We start from the raw sequence: 16,465 nt of genomic DNA, 5'->3' as shown, positions 1-16,465 counted from the left end.
CGAACGAAACGGCTGATGGACTGCCGGAGCCGCTCGGCGAGCTCTTCGTCCGCACCCATGGTCGCAATCTACAGCAACGCTGCGCATTTCCCGTGTTGATAGGCGCCTGTACGCCCCTCGGCGTTGACGTCGGAGCCGATAGCTTCACCCGGATTGGACTATTTGCTCCATCAAACCCGCCAGTCGGCGGAGCCGTGATACGCAATCGGATGTGCCGCGGCGCCAATACGGCACAGGTTGGCGAAACCGGCGGTGGACTCGCGGCGAGTCCCGGTCCGCCCGCGTCCATGCCTACTCGTCGACGGTCTTCGATCGTCGTAGCCGATCGACGAGTTGCGCGGCGGCCCACGATCCCGCATGGCGGCCGCTCGGACCCGTTAACGCACCGGGTCCGTGAGGTACTCCGTGCAGACTGTAACGGTGATCATGGGAAGCCCGCGGTGGCCACAGGACAACAACACCGGTGCGATTTAGCCTGGGACAGCAAGACGCCCAGCCGGCGTTTCCGCGGGTGGGCGGTGCTCAAAGCCCGGCGAGAGGCTTGGTGGCCAGGGGCGGGGTCGAACCGCCGACCTTCCGATTTTCAGGCCGCGAGTGTGCTTGTCGGCGGGTGCCGACGGTTGGCAGGTGCTCTCTTCCCCACAGGTCACGGCGCCTTCGCGTTGTCGCTACGCGTTGTCTGCTACGTGTTGTCTGGGGTCGTCCGCCGTCAACGCGTGCGTGAGCAATCCGTGAGCAGTGGAGGCACTACGCCCACCAGCACGGTGTGAGGAGCCGCTAGCTAGCCGCTGACCGCTTCTGTCGCGGCCAAGGCCTTCTCGGCGTCGGAGTCGACGGGCAGTGTGCTGACTGTCACTCCCGTCGACACTGGCCGCTGCGCGACCTGCCAGGGCCGTGCGCGGGGCACCCTCCGGCCGCTGCGCGCCCGACCCCGCCTCGCTCCGCTCCCGGCCGCCCCGCGCCCGACCGCAACGCTCCGCTTGCGGACCTCAACCCTCCGCTCCAGCACACCGCAACGCCCCCGAGCCCGTTCCGTCCCCTGCCGGGGTCGCGTGTAGTCGACGCCTCACCGTAGGTGTCCCCCGACCGGCCGTTTCTCCCCGGTACGCGCCAGTCCCACGGAGACCAGCTCACCTGCCGGCCGGCGCGCGGTTGACTCGCCTTCAGCAAACGCCGACCACCGAGGAGTACCCGATGAAGAAGATCGGACTGGCTGGGACGTTCGCCGTCGCGGCGGCGCTGACGATGACAGGCTGCGCGACGCCCGCGGCATCGACCGGCTCTGCTTCGACCGGCTCGAATCAGGCCCCGTCGAATCCGAAAGCTTCGGCTCCGGAATTGCCGGCGCCGGTGTCCTCCGACTCCGGACCGGCCAACCCGGGCGATCCCTGCACCGGCCTGGACGTGGCGATCAAGCTGGGGCCCGCGGCCGGCCAGCGGCACGCCACCCTGGTCTTCACCAACACCGGCGACGTCGACTGCTCCATCTCCGGATATTCGGCGGTCACCCTGGTCGGGCCGGACGTGAACCCATACGGGCCGCGCTACGAACTCCCGCGCCAGAAGGGCCAAACGGTCAAGATTATGATGAAGGCGGGCGACACCGTGACCGCCAAGCTCACCTTCCTGACCGTTTCGGGCTCCGACGGCTGGACCCCCAAGATGGTCGAGGTGACGGCGCCCGGCGCCGCGAAGCCCACGTCGGTGGCCTGGCCCGACGACTCGGTCTCCGTGCTGCGCCAGGACGCGGCCACCCACCCCGGCACCTACATCGGTCCGATCAGCCCGGTCGTCTGAGCTTCCCCGCAGCAGCGGACGCGGCCCGGGAGAGTTCGCCACTCCCGGCGCGCCACTGGGAGCGCGGCCTTCGAGAGGTGTTTCACGCGGTGGTACGACAGGTCGACAGAGCGGATTTGCTGATCGGAGCGACCGTCGTGCCATCGGATCAGCGCGCTGACGGCCCTCGGAGTCTCGATGCTCCGGTTCAGTGTTAGGTACAGCGATTGGCCGTTGTGGAGACGCGTAATGGGCATCCTCGGCCAGAGGGCGCTCACGACGGGGTCGGTGAGATCGAGAGACCTGCCGTCCTCGTCGAAGGTTTGGACGTCGACCGTTCTCATCACCCGCCGGTCCGTGATTGGTGATCACGATGCGGACGTCGGTCTTCCAACCGGCCGCGGTCTGTAAAATCGAGAAGATCAAGCTGGGCTGCTGGGCTTGCCTTCCTCTCGCGCAGTACGCCCGGCCGACGCTGTACCAGAGGTTGATCAAGCTGATCCCCAGGGCGATCCAAGCCGCGAGGGCACTGACTGCCGGCGCTTTCATGCGGGCAGGGTAGGTCAGCACCCCGAGGAGCACTTCCCGTTCGTGGAGCCCAGCAGCCTCGAGGGGCATGCATCGAACGTGCATCTCAGGAAGGTGATCATGGGGGATCCGGGGTCATCACCGGACAACACGATCTGTCCCGGATGACCCGGACAGCAAAACGCCCACCGGCGTTTCCGCAGGTGGGCGGTGCTCAAAGCCCGGCGAGAGGCTTGGTGGCCAGGGGCGGGGTCGAACCGCCGACCTTCCGATTTTCAGTCGGACGCTCGTACCAACTGAGCTACCTGGCCGTGCCGCACAACTTCTCGCGGCTAGCACTGGCGGTCCTGACGGGACTTGAACCCGCGACCTCCGCCTTGACAGGGCGGCGAGCACTCCAACTGCTCCACAGGACCTTGCTGTTACTGCTCATTCTTACACTTGCTCTGACCGAGGCCGGTCCGTACCCCCAACGGGATTCGAACCCGTGCTACCGCCTTGAAAGGGCGGCGTCCTAGGCCACTAGACGATGAGGGCAACTCCGCCATCATTGCACATTCGCAATTCCTGCGGCTTGGGCCCCAACCGGCCCCGCTTGAGGCTTGGAAAGCATACGTGATGCCGCCCCCGTCATCCAAACCGGTATCCCCCTCCCCGCGCCACCGCTGTGACCAGCCAAAACGCCCCGAGCGCGAGGAAAGCTCACGCAGAGTGTGCCGAGCGCCACGTCCCGCCGGCCGCCGCCCCGCCCACCACCGCGGCGTTGCCCCGGGCCGAACGCGGGTTCGCAGGGTGAGCTGGTGGGCCTGAGCTGGTGGGCCTGCTGTGCGGAACGCGGTTCGCGGATGCGGGATGCTCAGCGAAGCTGCTGAGCGCCCCAGCCGGTTTCCAGAGGGCTCAGACTCGCGCGGTAGCCGGCCGAGCGGTCGACTCGACAACAGTCGCGGACACCGCCACGATGCCCAGGGCAGCATCGGCCGTGCCGTGCCGTGCCGTGCCGCGCGGGCTGCGCGGCGCCGTGCCGTGCTGCGCCGTGCGCTGCGCATCGTGGATGCGACGGCTGCAGGGCGCTTCTGGCTCGACTACGACACGGTCGACTGTCGTTCTTACTGGCTTTGCTGCGCGCGTCCGGTCGGGAAGTCGGGAAGCTCGGGTGCCGCGGCCGCCGCCACGAGCCGGACGCCCTCCTGCAAGCTGCCGATCCGCACAACGCCCTCCGGCAGCCCGTCGGCCGGCCAGCCCGGCCCGGCCGCCGCGGACAGCAGCGGCGCGTGGCCCGAGGACAACAATTGCACCCACTGCTCGGGGTCGCCGGTCTCGGGCAGCTGTGACCACAGCACCACCGCGGCCGGCCCCGTACGCGCCACTGCGTCGATCAAAGCCGGGGTGGGCACACGGGCACCGAAGAACCGGCTGGCGACCCCGGCCTCGGCAAGTGCCGCCGCGAGGGCCTCCAACGGCAGAGTGTGCTGCTCCTCGTCGGCTGCGGCGAGGAGCACGCGTGGCACCTGCCCAGTCGGCGGCCGGGCCACAGTGCCGAGCACCTCGGTCACGCTGCGCGAGATCAGATGCTCGACCTCGATGAACCGTCGCGTCGCCTCGTAGCGGTCGCCGATGCCGATCAGCACCGGCATGATGACTTCTTCCCACGCGCCGACCACGCCCCGTCCGGCCACGGCCATCTCCAGGATGTCGCGTAACGAGGGCCCGTCGAGACGCATGGCGGCGCGCGCCAGGCCGCGGGCAGCGGGCCCGGCTCTACCCGTACGAATGGTGTGCCCGCCGCCGTCGCGAGTGCTGACCGTCAGCGAGCCGGCGAACTCGGGCCACACCACATCGATCGACCTGCCGCGCCCCGCCCTGCCCCCGTGAAGGGGCACGACGTCGCCGGCATCAGACGCGGAGCCCCCGGAGCCAGGCCGGGAATCGCCGAAGCCAGGCCGGGAGCCGCCGGGGCCGCTCGGGTAGCCGTCAGCACCGGCCTGGGAATCGCCGGCGCCGTCGCTTTCCGAACCGGTCGCGGCCCCTGGCGCTGCGCCTCGGCCGCTACCCACGTCGGCCGCAGTTTCGGGCGTCGAGCTTCTGTCGCTATCCCCGCCCCGCATCTGCGCCGCCGCGCCGCCGGAGGTGTCGCTAGGTGGCGACACATCGAGCGGCATGGGTACGCGTCGAGCCCACGCCGCAGCCTCCGCCGGGGCGACCCCCTGGGCGGTGAGCCGGCGCATGACCTGGAGCCGTTCCAGGTCCTCGCGGGTGTACCGCCGGTGGTGCCCGGGCACGTGGTGGCTCGGCCCCAGCCCGTATCGCTGGTGCCAGGTTCGTAGCGTGGTGACGGCCACCCCCAGGCGGCGAGCCACCGCGCCGGCCGTCAGGGCCTCATCGGCCACCCGACGACTCCGCCGTGTCGGTGCGGTGGAGATGCTGCCGGAGGCGGTCGGCAACCCCGGCGAGCCACGGCGCGTACGCCCGAGGCTCCTGAGCCAGCGCGGTGCGCAGATCGTCGAGCGTCACCCAGCGCACGTCCGCAACCTCGTCAGGATCGGGCAACAACTCGGCGTCGGCGTCGAGGCGCCCCAGCAGCACGTGGTCGTACTCGTACTCCACGCGCCCGGTGGATGGATCCTCGGCGTAGTACGAATACACCCCGACCTCGGCCAGCTCCACGCCTTCTACGCCGACCTCTTCGATGAGGCGACGTTTGGCGGCGACGTCGAGGGGCTCCGAGGGCAGCGGGTGACCGCAGCAGGTGTTGGCCCAGCGCAGGGGGAAGCGGGTCTTGACGGCCGCTCGTTGTTGCAGCAGCACGCGTCCGGAGGCGTCCTGGAGGAACACCGAAAAGGCCCGATGCAGCCGCCCGGGAGCTCGGTGCGCCTCGTCGACGGTGATCTCACCGACCGGGGCTCCGTCGGGGTCGACGAGCTCCACCAGGTGGGCCTCGCGCGACGCGGTCATGGCCGTCTCCTCCCTTCCTACGTCACTCATGGCGAGCTCCCTCGTCATTCATGGCGAACTCCCGCGAGCGGACCGATTCCGCTCGCCGAGCCGGTGATGCGGGAGGCAGCCAATTTGCCGGAGATCAGCACCATCGGAACCCCCACTCCGGGCTGGGTGCCGGAGCCGGTGAATACTACGTTCGGTAGCGACGGGTGCAGGTTTCCGGGGCGGAACGGCCCCGTCTGCGCAAAGGTGTGCGACGACGCGAAGGGCGTGCCGGCCGCCATTCCCTGGGCGGCCCAGTCGTCCGGCGTGATGATCTGCTCCACCTGCACGCCGTCCCGGAAGCCGATGTAGCCGCGTGTTTCGAGAACGCCCAGCACCTCGTCGGCGTAGCGCCGTCCCAGCCCGCCGTGCCAGTCGAACGGTGCCGCCTCAAGATTCGGCGTCGGGGCGAGGACGTAATAGGTCTGCCTCCCGGGCGGCGCCACCCCCGGGTCGCTGTGGCTGGGATTGGTGACCAGCAGTGACGGGTCGCTCATCAGCAATCCCTGCCGGATGACCTCGTCGAAGGTGCCCTTCCACGACGCTCCGAAGTGGATGTTGTGGTGCGCGATCTTCGAGTAGGCCCGGTCCGAACCGATGTGGAGCACCACGCACGACGGCGAATAGCGCAGTTTCCGCCGCCTTGCGCTGGACGGCAGCAGGTCCCGATAGGCGATCGGCAGGTCCGGGTTGAGCACCACGACATCAGCGGCGATGCGCTCGCCCGAGTCGGTGATGACCCCGGTAGCGCGTCCGCCGGTGGTCTCGACGCGCGCCACCGTGGTCTCGTACCGGAACTGCACGCCGTGTTTCTCGGCCGCGCCCGCCAGGGCCTTCGGCACGGCGTGCATGCCGCCGCGCGGGAAGTACACGCCGGCGACGGAGTCGAGATACGCGATCACGGCGTAGATGGCAAGAGCGTCGTGCGGCGCCAGCCCGGCGTACATGGCCTGGAAGGAGAAGATCCGCTGGGTACGGGGATCCCGGAAGTACTGGTTGATCTTCGGCTGCAGTCTGCGGAACCCGCCCATTCCCAGCAGCTTGACCAGGTTCAGGTTGAGTAGGTCGATCGGGGTATCCAGGTTGCGGTCGATGAAATTGTTGCGCTCCAGCTGCCAGAGCTTCCGCGCGAAGTCCACGAACTGCAGGTAGCCGTCGGCTTCCCGGGGCCCGCATACCCGGGATATCTCCGCCGCCATGCGCACGGTGTCGGTCAGAACGTCCAGGGTGGAGCCGTCGGGGTAGTACGCCCGATAGGCAGGGTCCAGGGGGAGCAGCTCGAGCCAGTCGATCAGCTTCTCGCCCACGGCGGCCAGCGGCTCGGCGATGAGCTCGGGCATGGTCAGCACCGTCGGACCGGTGTCGAACTCGTATCCGTCGAGCGACAGTCTTCCTGCGCGGCCACCCGGCACCGGCTCGCGTTCGACGACGGTCACCTGCCGGCCCGCGGCAGCGAGATGGAGCGCACATGCCAGGCCGCCGAGCCCGGCACCGACTACGACCACGCGGTCGGTCGGTCCTGTCACTCTCCGCACGTCACCATCTCCAGAGGTCGAGGGGAAGGCACCAGCCCGGGTGTCGGGCGGGTGGCCAGCACCCGGTCGGGTGATAGCCGGGAAGCAAGGGGTCGAGCTCCGATCGAAGACCCCATCATGCTGGCCTGTGGGTCGCGGTCATGGCCAGGTCTATGAGAGCCGCACGCGCATCGTGATGGATCGGCGCGTTCTGGATGGCGCTGACCGCCTGGTCGACGCGCTGCCGGATCATCGCTTCCACCTGGGACACCGCCCCGGTCTCCGCGATGACCTCCGCCTGACGGGCGATCCTCGCCTCCATCGACAGCGCTTCGTCGGTCGCCGCCTCGCGCACCGCGACGTCTCGGGCCGATCCCGGAAGCTTCATCGCGGTGGAGAGGGGCCCGCCGGAGCCGTCGGCGGGGATGACGGCTCCGGCGGGTGTCTGCGCCAGCTCGGCCCGCTGGGCCGGGGTGGCGAGCCTGTGGGCAAGCATGAGAAGGGCAGTGGGCTTCCGCGTACGCAAGTCGTCGCTTGCCGGTTTGCCCGTGACCTTAGGGTCTCCGTAGACACCGAGGAGATCGTCGCGCAGCTGGAAGGCTTCGCCGACCGCTATGCCGTAGGAGTCGTAGGCCTCGTTGATGGCGGGTGCCATCCTGCGCATCGGGCCGGCGAGTGCGAGCCCGAACTGCAGCGGACGCTGCACGGTGTAGCTCGCCGTCTTGTGGCGAGCGACGACCAGTGCTCGTTCGAGCGACCACTCGTCCGGCTGGGTCTCGCCCAGCACATCGAGATATTGGCCCGCGACGGCCTCGACGCGCATACGGTCGTAGCAGGCGCGCACCCCGAAGAGCGTTGCCGTGGTCACCGCCGTCTGCGCCAGCAGCTGGTCTGCCCACACGAGGCACAAGTCACCCACGAGGATGGCGGAGGTCGAGCCGAACTGCTCGGAGTCGCCGGACCGGCCGGCGATTTCATGCTGAGTGGCGAAGAGGCGGTGCGCCGTCGGGCGGCCGCGACGAGTCGCGGAGCCGTCCATGACGTCGTCGTGCACCAGCGCGAACGTATGCATGAGCTCCAGCGCCGCCAGCGCGGGAAGGACGGAGTCGACCGGCTCACGGGAGCCGAGCATGCCGCGCCAGCCCCAGTAGGCGAAGGTGGGTCTGAGTCGTTTGCCGCCGGCAAGCACCAGGTCACGGGTCGTCCTGGCGAACATGCCGAGTGCCGGGTCAACGGCGTCGAGGGCGGCGATCTGGCCGGCCAGAAACTCGGCCAGCGTCCCCTCGACAGCGTTCACCAGGCCGTCCGCGGGGATCGGCTGATGGGGGACGCCGAATCGGCGGGTTCCCTCGAGGATGTCGTTGGCCACGGAGGAGACGATACCGTAGGCTGCGTGTTGCGTCGATTCGTGAGTCGATTCTTCTGAGGAGGCCCGGTGGAGACAGATCTGGCAGCGGCCTACGAGCGCTGTCGTGAGCTGCATCGGAGCCATGGCCGCACGTATTACCTGGCTACCCGCCTCCTACCCCTCTGGAAGCGACGTCATGTGCACGCGCTCTATGGATTTACCCGCTACGCCGACGAGATCGTCGATCGCACCGAGGACCTTCCACCGGCCGAGCGCGCCGCGCGGTTGACGGAGTGGTCCGACAGCTTCGTCGCCGGTCTCCGGGGAGAACGCGTCGATGACCCCCTGCTCCCGGCGGTGCTGCACACCATCGCGGTGTTCGACCTGAGCGTCGACGACTTCGATTCGTTCCTGCGCAGCATGGCGATGGACCTGACCGTCACCTCGTATGCGACTTACGACGACCTTCTTGAATACATGGAGGGCTCGGCAGCCGTCATCGGCACGATGATGCTGCCCATCCTCGGCTCGAGCGATCCGGTCGCCGCCCGGGAGCCGGCCCGCCAGCTGGGTCTGGCGTTCCAGCTGACCAACTTCATCCGCGACGTCGGCGAAGACCTCGACCGTGGGCGCACTTACCTTCCCGATGCGCATCTCGCCGAACACGGCGTCACTCGTGACGACCTCCTCGAGGCGCGGGCCGCCGGTCGATCGACCCCGTCCATCAAAGCGCTCATCCGGGCCGAAGTGGCCCGCGCGGACGAGCACTACGCCGCCGCCGCGCCAGGCATCCCCCTTCTGCTTCCGGGCTCGCAGGCCTGCATGCGAACGGCCTACCAGCTGTACGCGGGCATTCTCGACGAGGTGGCCGCCGCGGATTACGACGTGTTCGTCCGCCGGGCGACCGTGCCCAATCCCCGGCGTGCCCGGGTGGCGGTGCGGTCGGTCCTGACCCGGCCGGGCACGCCGATCCCTGCCCTGGCGCGGGGCTGACATGCGTACGGCGATCGTCCTGTTCACCCGGGATCTCCGGGTGCACGACAACCCGGCGCTCGCGGCGGCCTGCTCCAGCGCCGAGCGCGTCGTGCCCCTCTTCGTCCTGGACCCGCATCTGCACGCGCTGTCGCCCAACCGCGCGCGATTCCTGCACGAGAGCCTTGCTGACCTCGGGAAGGCACTTCGCCGGCTCGGCGGCGACCTGGTCATCCGTGAGGGCGATCCGGTGGCCGAGACCATCAAAATCGCGCGGGAGGTGGAGGCGGAGGGCATCGCGGTCGCCCAGGACGTCAGTAATTACGCCCGGCGCCGCGAGCGCCGCCTCGCCGAGGAGTGCGAGCACCATCGCATGTCGTTGCGGCTCTTCCCCGGCACCACGGTGGTTTCCCCTGGCGAGGTGAGCCCGGGCGGAGGCGGAGGGCACTACCGGGTCTTCTCGCCCTATTACCGCGCGTGGGAGTCTGCGAAGTGGCGCGACGAGGCACCTGCCCCGACCCGGATCGCCCTGCCGGAGCAGATCATGGTCGGAAGGCTGCCCGAGCTGCCCGCGGGGGAGTCACCCCACGCGCTGGTCGGTGGCGAGACCGAGGGCAAGCGCCGCCTCCGAACCTGGCTGCGGCACATCGGGCCCTACGACGACCTGCACGACGATCTGGCCGCCGACGGAACCTCGCGGCTCAGTGCGTACCTGCGCTTCGGTTGCCTTTCGCCCTTGACCGTGGCGAACGTCGCGCGAGCCGAGGACGGCGCGGGACCGGCTGCTTTCGTCCGCCAGCTGGGCTGGCGGGACTTCTACTACCAGGTCACTTACGCGTTCCCGAAGATGTCGACGGAGGCTTACCGCACGGCTGGGGATGGCGACTGGCGCCCCGATCCCGACGCGCTCCAGCACTGGAAGGACGGGCTCACCGGAGTGCCGGTCGTCGACGCGGGCATGCGGCAGTTGCAGGCCGAGGGATACATGCACAACCGTGCTCGCCTGATAACTGCTGCGTTCCTGACCAAGCATCTCGGCCTCGACTGGCGCGACGGCGTGAAGTGGTTCTTCCGGTGGCTCAACGATGGGGACGTCGCTAACAATTCGGGCAATTGGCAGTGGGTGGCGGGCACCGGCAACGACACGAAGCCTTACCGCCGATTCAATCCGATCCGGCAGGCCGAGCGCTTCGACCCCGACGGCGTGTACGTTCGTCGCTACGTACCGGAGCTGAAGGCGATCTCGGGTAAGGCCGTGCACCAACCCTGGCGCCTGCCGGATACGGTTCGGGCAAGCTTGGACTATCCGGCACCGCTGGAGTCGCATCGCGATGAAGCGGTCTGGTTGAGGCCATGAGATTTCCAACCGGTTCGCCGGGTGGAAAGCGGGTCCTGCCGACCCGTTGCGTTCGTCCGTTGAAGGCCGGCAGGACCCGCGACAACCTGCCCACGGGTCCGGGGCGGGAAACCTCAGGCCGGCAGCGTCCGCCACGAGCCGTAGTGGTGCACCGCGATGCCCGCGAAGGCCGCGGTCGTCCTCGTCGCCGCGTCCACTTCGGCCAGCTCCTCCTGCAGGCGAGTCGCGCCCTCCTCGGCGAACGTGCAATACGAACAATCCGCCAGCGGGCCCGTCTCCGCACCCAGCCGCACCCGCTTGCCGGCGGTCTTCCCGCGCGCCAGCCAGTCCTGGCTGATCGCCAGCATGGAGTTCGTCCCTGTGCCGGTGTCGCGGTAGCTCATGACCGTCACGGCGTTGACCCGCCGCAGCACCTCGTCCGCCAGATTCTTCCGCCCGACCTTGTACTCGCCGAACCAGAACGGGACATCCGCCTCGAGCGGAAGCGTGCTGGCGAGCCGCATCTTGTCCAGCAGTTTCAGGTACGCGTTCTGCGTCCCCTGCAGGTCGGATGCCCAACCGGCGGCCAGGTAGGGCTCGACATCGACATGGATGCCGGAGAAGAGGCCGGTGCCGACGACGGTGCGCTGCCAGGCGAGCGCAGCGGCGTGGTCGGTGACCCACGCGGGGTCTCCGCCGAGCGCACGCAGCTTGATCTTGAGCGGGGCCGCGAGTTCCGCCATCTCCTGCAACCGGGCCAGGTCACCGTTGGTCAGCGCAGACGGCGAGACGTAGACGAAGATTTCCGAGACGTTCTTCCGGTAGGCCCAGTCCACGACCTCGGCGGCCGGGTCCTCGCCCCAGAGCCACATGGCGCGGGTGCCCACCGGAGCAGCGGTGAGGCCGGCGCTGCCCGCGGACGATGCCGCGGGCAGCGCCAGGGCCGCGGTCATGAGAACAACAGACACCAGCCCTGCCTGCCATCGCCTTCTCATGACCGCCCCCTTCCTCGGTGTTTCTCTTCCGCGGGGGTTCTGAATCGGTCGTGCCGATTGCTAGATGAGGGGTTCCACCGAGGCGATCGCGGCATCCAGGGCGGTCACCCGTTCGAATCCGCCCAGCTGTCGCGTCACGTAGGCGATCGCGTGACCGCGCGCGGGATCGGCCCACCCGGCGCTTCCGCCCAGCCCGCCCATGCCCCATGTGCCGTCGTTCTCCAGCTGAACGCCCAGGCCCCAGGTTGTTTCCTGGCCGATGAAATGGTCGAAGCCGATGAACTGAGCACTGGTCGCCTCATCGACCAGCGTCCCGCTGAGCAGCCGATGCCCGTCGAGTTCGCCGCCGGCCAGCAGCCCGGCGTAGAAGCGCGCCACGGCCTCGGCGGTCGTATGCAAGTTCACCGCGGGTACGACGGCAGTACGCCACAGGTCGCCGTTCACGACCGCAAGGTCACGGGCACCCTGGGGGTTCGCGACGGCCCGTGCGTGCACCGACGCGGCATCGCCGAGCATCTGGGCCGGTCGGTCGGGTGCGTCGAATTCCAGTTCCGCGCAACGGTCCAGATCAGCGGCGTGCAGACCGAAACCGAAGTCCAACCCCCACGGCCGGGCGATCTCGTCGGCGACGAAAGCGCCGGGGGCACGCCCCGTGACGCGCCGCACGATCTCACCGAGCAGGTGACCGTAGGTGAGGGCGTGCTCCGCAGCGACCGTCCCCGGCGGCCACTCCGGTTCCGCGCCGGCCAGGTCGCCGCAGAGCAGCTCCCAGTCGCTCCACGCGGAGGCATCCCTGGGCACCGGAAAGAACGGCAGTCCCGCCGTATGGGTCAGCACCTGCCGTACGGTGGCTGGCGTCCGAAACTCCGGCCAGTGCCGGGACACCGGATCGTCGAGGTCGACCAACCCGCGGTCGATCAGCAGCAGGACCGCCGTGGCGATCACCGGTTTGCCCACCGAATAGACGTTGACCAGCGTTCGTGGGTCCCACATCCGGGTGCGTCCGCTGTCGCGCCAGCCCTCCCTCAGGTCCACCACCGTCTCGCCATGGCGCAGCACACACAGCGCCGACCCACCGCTCCTGTGCTGGGCGAACGCCTCGCGCGCCGGCTCGTACCCGGGGGCCACCCCGCCGTTTATCCACAGGTCGTCAGACACGTCCGGCACCGTACCCGCGAATGGTGGAAGGCTGACCGGTATGGCTGAAGAGCAGCAGGTGGACGTGGTCGTCATCGGGCTCGGCGTGGGTGGTGAGGAAGCTGCCGGCCGGCTTGCCGAGGCAGGGCTGTCAGTGGTCGGCGTGGAGCACACGCTCGTGGGCGGCGAGTGCCCGTACTGGGGCTGCATTCCCACCAAGATGATGACCCGGGCCGGCAACGCGCTCGCCGAGGCGCGGCGCATCCCGGGGCTCGCCGGATCGTCGCAGGTCCGGCCCGACTGGGCTCCGGTCGCTCGCCGGATCCGGGAGGAAGCGACCGACACCTGGGACGACAAGGTTGCGGTCGACCGCTTCGTCGGCAAGGGCGGGCAGTTCGTGCGCGGCCGCGCGTCCATCGTCGGACCAGGCCGGGTGCGGGTGGGCGAGCAGGAGTTCCGGGCACGCCGCGGCCTTGTCGTCGCCACAGGCACCGCCGCGGTCATCCCGCCCATTCCCGGGCTGGCCGGCACGCCGTACTGGACGAATCGCCGGGTGGTCGAGGCCGAGACCCTGCCGGCCACCCTGCTCGTCCTCGGCGGTGGGGCGATCGGTCTCGAGCTCTCCCAGGTCATGGCGCGTTTCGGCGTCGACGTCACGGTCATCGAGGGCAGCGACCGCCTCCTGGCGATGGAAGAGCCGGAGAGTTCCGAGGCAGTCTCCGCCGCACTAGCCAAAGACGGCATTCAAGCCCTTACCGGTGTACGCGCTGAGCACGTCGAGCACTCGGAGGGCCTGTTCGCCGTCACGCTGTCGGAAGGCTCGACGGTGACCGGTGAGCGGCTGCTGATCGCGACCGGCCGGGCCGCCCGGCTCGACGGACTCGGCCTCGACACGATCGGCCTCGACCCGGGAGCGCGGTTCCTCGCGACCGACGAATGGATGCGCGCGAGCGACCAGCTCTGGGCAGTCGGGGACGTCACCGGCAACGGAGCCTTCACCCACATGGCGATGTACGAGGCCGACATCGCGGTCCGCGACATCCTCGGGCAGGGCGGTCCGCCCGCGGACTACCGCGCGAGACCGCGCGTGACATTCACCGATCCGGAGATCGGCGCGGTCGGGCTCACAGAGAAGCAGGCCCGGGACGCGGGGATCGACGTACGGGTCGGCTACTCGAGCCTGCCCTCATCGTCTCGAGGATTCATCCACGGCCCGGGCAACGAGGGCTTCATCAAGGTGATCGCGGACGGAGACCGAGGCGTGCTGGTCGGCGCCACGAGCGCCGGCCCGTCCGGCGGTGAGGTCGTCGGCGCTCTGTCGGTTGCGGTGAAGGCGGCAGTGCCGATCGACACGCTCCGGGCCACCATCTGGGCTTACCCCACGTTCCACCGGGCGATCGGCGACGCATTGCGGGAGCTCTAGGCGAAGGGAGGACACCTGCGATTTCGGTCGTTCGATGGCTTGCCACCGGCTTGCAGCCGGAGGCTCGCTGCCGAGCCCGCCGGCTCAGCGCTCCCCATGGCGAACCAACATGCGAAGGGCCGGTACGTTCGCGGCCCCCACCTGCGTCAACGTCCGCTCGACCGCCTCGGAGCAGACCACGATCATGCGGCGTTGGGCGGGCAGGTCGGCGGCGGTTCGCCGGATGACTCCCGCGGCTCCCGGGTCGAGGTGACGCAGCTGGTTCAGGTTGAGGTGGATGTCCCGGTCCAGCCGTACGGCCTCGGCCAGGGCATCGCTGAGCACCTCAGCGTGGGCATCGTCGAGTTCGCCTGCGGCGCGTACACCAGGCGGTATGTGCTGGCGGCAGATCCGCAACGCCCGGTCCTCGTGGTAGACCGTCGCCGCGACCGTACGCGGATGCACCCGGGCTGCGTAGCCGAGCGTCACAGGGTCGAAGCTTTCCCGGTCGTACTCACAGATGGCTGTGAGCTGCCCATCTGCGAAGAGCCGGCCGATCTCCGACTCGAAGACGAGGAGCTGCTCCGCGTTGGCTTGCGGTCGTGCCGCCCAGCACATGTCCGCGGTGATTCTGAGCCCGGTGCATCCCTCCGCGAGCGCCCGCTGCAGCTCCCGCGCCAGTAGCTCGACCATGGTCGCCGCGTCGGGGGCCGCCGCGCCGCCCCAGAGTTGCGCGCTGGGCATGATCGTGATCTCCGGTCCGGCTTCAAGTCCGCGTTCGAGCAGCTCGGAGCGGAGATCGTCGATCGTGTCCGTGAAGCAGAGGATCTTGTCGCCTCGGGTCCGCCCCGCGCTGACGAACGCGGTGATGATGTCGAGACGCTCCTGAGGATCGGAGAAGGTCATGCACGCGTGATCGCCCGGGCCGAGCCGGTCCACCGGTGTCGTGGCGGCCATGTGTCCTCCTCTGTGGCGGGCCTCGCTACGTACCCGTAACGGTGCGCAGCCATGCCGGGCATGGTCGCCGCTCGTCTGGGTAACTGGATCGCATGTTGCGGCAGATGATCTCCCGGCTCGAGAAGGCCTCCGCCCTTGATGCGGTCAGTGACCGACTTCAGAGCGCCGTGCAGAACGTCGTCAAGCCCCAGCGGCTCCGGGACGTGCTGCATGGCACCTGGCTCGGTCATCCGCTGCATCCCGTACTCGTGCAGGTTCCCGTCGGCGCCTTCATGAGCGCCGCCGTCATGGACGCGCTGCCCGGCCAGCGCAGGGCCGCGACCACCCTCATCGCGGTCGGCACGGCGTCGACGGCACCGGCCATCGCCGCGGGGCTGGTCGACTGGTCGTCCCTGCGACCGGACCAGCGCCGGGTCGGCCTGGTGCACGCGGCTGCCAACAGCATCGCTCTCGGGCTCTACGTCGGGTCGCTCGCCGCACGCTTCTCCGGGAGGCACGGATGGGGGCGGGTCCTCGCGTACGCCGGTCTGTCCGTGGCCGGCAGCGGTGCTTACCTGGGCGGTCACCTGTCGTATCAGCAGGGCGCCGGCGTGAACGTCGCGTCGTCCGAGCTCTTCAACCTGCCGGACGACTGGGCCGAGGTGGGCCAGGTCTCCGCCCTTCCCGAGGGTCGCCCGACCGTACGCACGATCGGCGGCGTACGCGTGCTCCTCTATCGGTTGGGGGACGAGGTCACCGCCATGGTGGAGGAGTGCGGTCACCAGCGCGGCCCGCTCGGCGAGGGAGAGGTCGAGGGCAGCGGGGCGGACGCGTGCATCGTCTGCCCGTGGCACGGGAGCACCTTCCGCCTGCGGGACGGAGCAGCAATGCACGGGCCGGCGACAGGGGACCAACCCACGTTGCGCACCCGGATCCGCAACGGGGTTCTCTCGGTCGCGACGCCCTGAGCCGCGTTCTCCCAGCTCAAAGCCGTGTGGTCGGCGACACGGGGGGCCGATTTGGCGCCCAGGGAACGACCGGGTAATGTTTTGCGAGCCGGCAGGGAAACGGGCGAGGCAAGCAGAACGACCTGGGTGACCAGGGAGATCAGCTACCGGCCGTCCTGCCAAATCCTTCGAACTTCGGGATCGTAGCGATGCTGCCCTGTGCAGCGCGCCCCGAACCCGGGACGAAGGGTGCGCTAGGGACGAACGGCACGAACCGGGATATACCGGTTGACAGGGCCTGAAAGACCTAGTAAAGTTGAACGAGTGCCCCGAGGGCGGGTCGCCAAGCAAGGCGGCAAGTTTCTCGGTGTGTGGTTGTTCTTTGAGAACTCAACAGGGTGCTTGATAAGCCAGTGCCAATTGATGATTTATCCCGGCCAGGCTGAGGTCTGGTTGGATTCCTTTGGCAGCATTTGATGTTGCTGGGAGGAGCTTTTCAAGTTTTTGTTGGAGAGTTTGATCCTGGCTCAGGACGAACGCTGGCGGCGTGCTTAACACATGCAAGTCGAGCGGAAAGGCCCTTTCGGGGGTACTC

At 68.9% G+C, this 16,465-nt stretch carries 12 protein-coding genes, 3 tRNA genes, 1 rRNA gene and 1 pseudogene; 6 read left to right on the top strand and 11 right to left on the bottom strand.

Translation table 11 applies throughout. The annotated features are described in order from the left end of the window. Positions 1-1,194 precede the first annotated feature (1,194 nt). On the top strand, positions 1,195-1,797 hold the full coding sequence (locus CLV70_RS38065; RefSeq protein ID WP_106131472.1) for a DUF4232 domain-containing protein: 603 nt from the start codon (positions 1,195-1,197) through the stop codon (positions 1,795-1,797). A gap of 741 nt (positions 1,798-2,538) precedes the next feature. On the opposite strand, the gene CLV70_RS38050 is transcribed toward CLV70_RS38065, so the two are convergent. From CLV70_RS38050 to CLV70_RS38020, 8 genes and pseudogenes are all read right to left on the bottom strand, one after another. Beyond that, a tRNA-Phe gene (locus CLV70_RS38050) sits at positions 2,539-2,615 on the bottom strand. Between the two features lie 28 nt (positions 2,616-2,643). Further along, a tRNA-Asp gene (locus CLV70_RS38045) sits at positions 2,644-2,720 on the bottom strand. A gap of 48 nt (positions 2,721-2,768) precedes the next feature. Further along, a tRNA-Glu gene (locus CLV70_RS38040) sits at positions 2,769-2,841 on the bottom strand. Positions 2,842-3,410: 569 nt separating this feature from the next. Then, positions 3,411-4,409 (bottom strand): B12-binding domain-containing protein, encoded by a 999-nt coding sequence (locus tag CLV70_RS38035; RefSeq protein ID WP_342750453.1) that lies wholly within the window; start codon positions 4,407-4,409, stop codon positions 3,411-3,413. A gap of 59 nt (positions 4,410-4,468) precedes the next feature. Further along, positions 4,469-4,691 (bottom strand): annotated as a pseudogene (locus tag CLV70_RS42050) (MerR family transcriptional regulator); the annotation flags it as partial. Next, positions 4,681-5,256, bottom strand: a complete 576-nt coding sequence (gene idi, locus CLV70_RS38030) for an isopentenyl-diphosphate Delta-isomerase (RefSeq protein ID WP_106131468.1) — start codon at positions 5,254-5,256, stop codon at positions 4,681-4,683. The pseudogene CLV70_RS42050 and the gene idi, both read right to left, overlap by 11 nt. Before the next feature lie 44 nt (positions 5,257-5,300). After that, positions 5,301-6,818 carry a phytoene desaturase family protein gene (crtI, locus tag CLV70_RS38025; protein ID WP_106131467.1) on the bottom strand — a complete coding sequence of 506 codons (1,518 nt, stop codon included), beginning with the start codon at positions 6,816-6,818 and terminating at the stop codon, positions 5,301-5,303. A 115-nt stretch (positions 6,819-6,933) separates the two neighbouring features. After that, positions 6,934-8,166 carry a polyprenyl synthetase family protein gene (locus CLV70_RS38020; RefSeq protein ID WP_425440282.1) on the bottom strand — a complete coding sequence of 411 codons (1,233 nt, stop codon included), beginning with the start codon at positions 8,164-8,166 and terminating at the stop codon, positions 6,934-6,936. Between the two features lie 66 nt (positions 8,167-8,232). Between CLV70_RS38020 and CLV70_RS38015 the strand changes: the two genes are divergently transcribed. Together CLV70_RS38015 and CLV70_RS38010 are read left to right on the top strand one after the other, a co-directional pair. Then, positions 8,233-9,138 carry a phytoene/squalene synthase family protein gene (locus tag CLV70_RS38015; protein ID WP_106131474.1) on the top strand — a complete coding sequence of 302 codons (906 nt, stop codon included), beginning with the start codon at positions 8,233-8,235 and terminating at the stop codon, positions 9,136-9,138. Between the two features lies 1 nt (position 9,139). Next, positions 9,140-10,474, top strand: a complete 1,335-nt coding sequence (locus tag CLV70_RS38010) for a cryptochrome/photolyase family protein (RefSeq protein ID WP_106131466.1) — start codon at positions 9,140-9,142, stop codon at positions 10,472-10,474. A gap of 113 nt (positions 10,475-10,587) precedes the next feature. Here CLV70_RS38010 and CLV70_RS38005 read toward each other — a convergent pair whose 3' ends face one another. Both CLV70_RS38005 and CLV70_RS38000 read right to left on the bottom strand, forming a co-directional pair. Next, on the bottom strand, positions 10,588-11,448 hold the full coding sequence (locus CLV70_RS38005; RefSeq protein ID WP_146164336.1) for a hypothetical protein: 861 nt from the start codon (positions 11,446-11,448) through the stop codon (positions 10,588-10,590). 60 nt (positions 11,449-11,508) lie between these two features. After that, positions 11,509-12,606 (bottom strand): serine hydrolase domain-containing protein, encoded by a 1,098-nt coding sequence (locus CLV70_RS38000; RefSeq protein WP_245908803.1) that lies wholly within the window; start codon positions 12,604-12,606, stop codon positions 11,509-11,511. Between the two features lie 40 nt (positions 12,607-12,646). Here CLV70_RS38000 and CLV70_RS37995 point away from each other — a divergent pair, with 40 nt between their 5' ends. Beyond that, entirely contained in the window at positions 12,647-14,008 is a 1,362-nt protein-coding gene (locus CLV70_RS37995) for a dihydrolipoyl dehydrogenase family protein (RefSeq protein WP_106131463.1), read from the top strand. Positions 14,009-14,092: 84 nt separating this feature from the next. Here CLV70_RS37995 and CLV70_RS37990 read toward each other — a convergent pair whose 3' ends face one another. Beyond that, positions 14,093-14,926: an MEDS domain-containing protein gene (locus CLV70_RS37990; RefSeq protein ID WP_158277939.1), complete on the bottom strand. Its 834-nt coding sequence runs from the start codon at positions 14,924-14,926 to the stop codon at positions 14,093-14,095. Between the two features lie 122 nt (positions 14,927-15,048). Between CLV70_RS37990 and CLV70_RS37985 the strand changes: the two genes are divergently transcribed. Both CLV70_RS37985 and CLV70_RS37980 read left to right on the top strand, forming a co-directional pair. Further along, positions 15,049-15,891, top strand: coding sequence for a Rieske (2Fe-2S) protein (locus CLV70_RS37985; RefSeq protein WP_245908802.1), 843 nt, complete (start codon positions 15,049-15,051; stop codon positions 15,889-15,891). 483 nt (positions 15,892-16,374) lie between these two features. After that, positions 16,375-16,465: ribosomal RNA gene (locus CLV70_RS37980) — 16S ribosomal RNA — on the top strand; the annotation flags it as partial.

The organism is Pseudosporangium ferrugineum, from assembly GCF_003002065.1.
GTDB classification, from domain to species: Bacteria; Actinomycetota; Actinomycetes; order Mycobacteriales; family Micromonosporaceae; genus Actinoplanes; species Actinoplanes ferrugineus_A.
This window is presented reverse-complemented; position numbering and strand designations above follow the sequence as displayed.

Coding starts and splice junctions, on each gene's coding strand:
- CLV70_RS38065 (WP_106131472.1), top strand. CDS start 1,195: ATGAAGAAGATCGGACTGGCTGGGACGTTCGCCGTCGCGGCGGCGCTG.
- CLV70_RS38035 (WP_342750453.1), bottom strand. CDS start 4,409: ATGCGGGGCGGGGATAGCGACAGAAGCTCGACGCCCGAAACTGCGGCC.
- CLV70_RS38005 (WP_146164336.1), bottom strand. CDS start 11,448: ATGAGAAGGCGATGGCAGGCAGGGCTGGTGTCTGTTGTTCTCATGACC.
- idi (WP_106131468.1), bottom strand. CDS start 5,256: ATGACCGCGTCGCGCGAGGCCCACCTGGTGGAGCTCGTCGACCCCGAC.
- CLV70_RS37985 (WP_245908802.1), top strand. CDS start 15,049: ATGATCTCCCGGCTCGAGAAGGCCTCCGCCCTTGATGCGGTCAGTGAC.
- CLV70_RS37995 (WP_106131463.1), top strand. CDS start 12,647: ATGGCTGAAGAGCAGCAGGTGGACGTGGTCGTCATCGGGCTCGGCGTG.
- CLV70_RS38010 (WP_106131466.1), top strand. CDS start 9,140: ATGCGTACGGCGATCGTCCTGTTCACCCGGGATCTCCGGGTGCACGAC.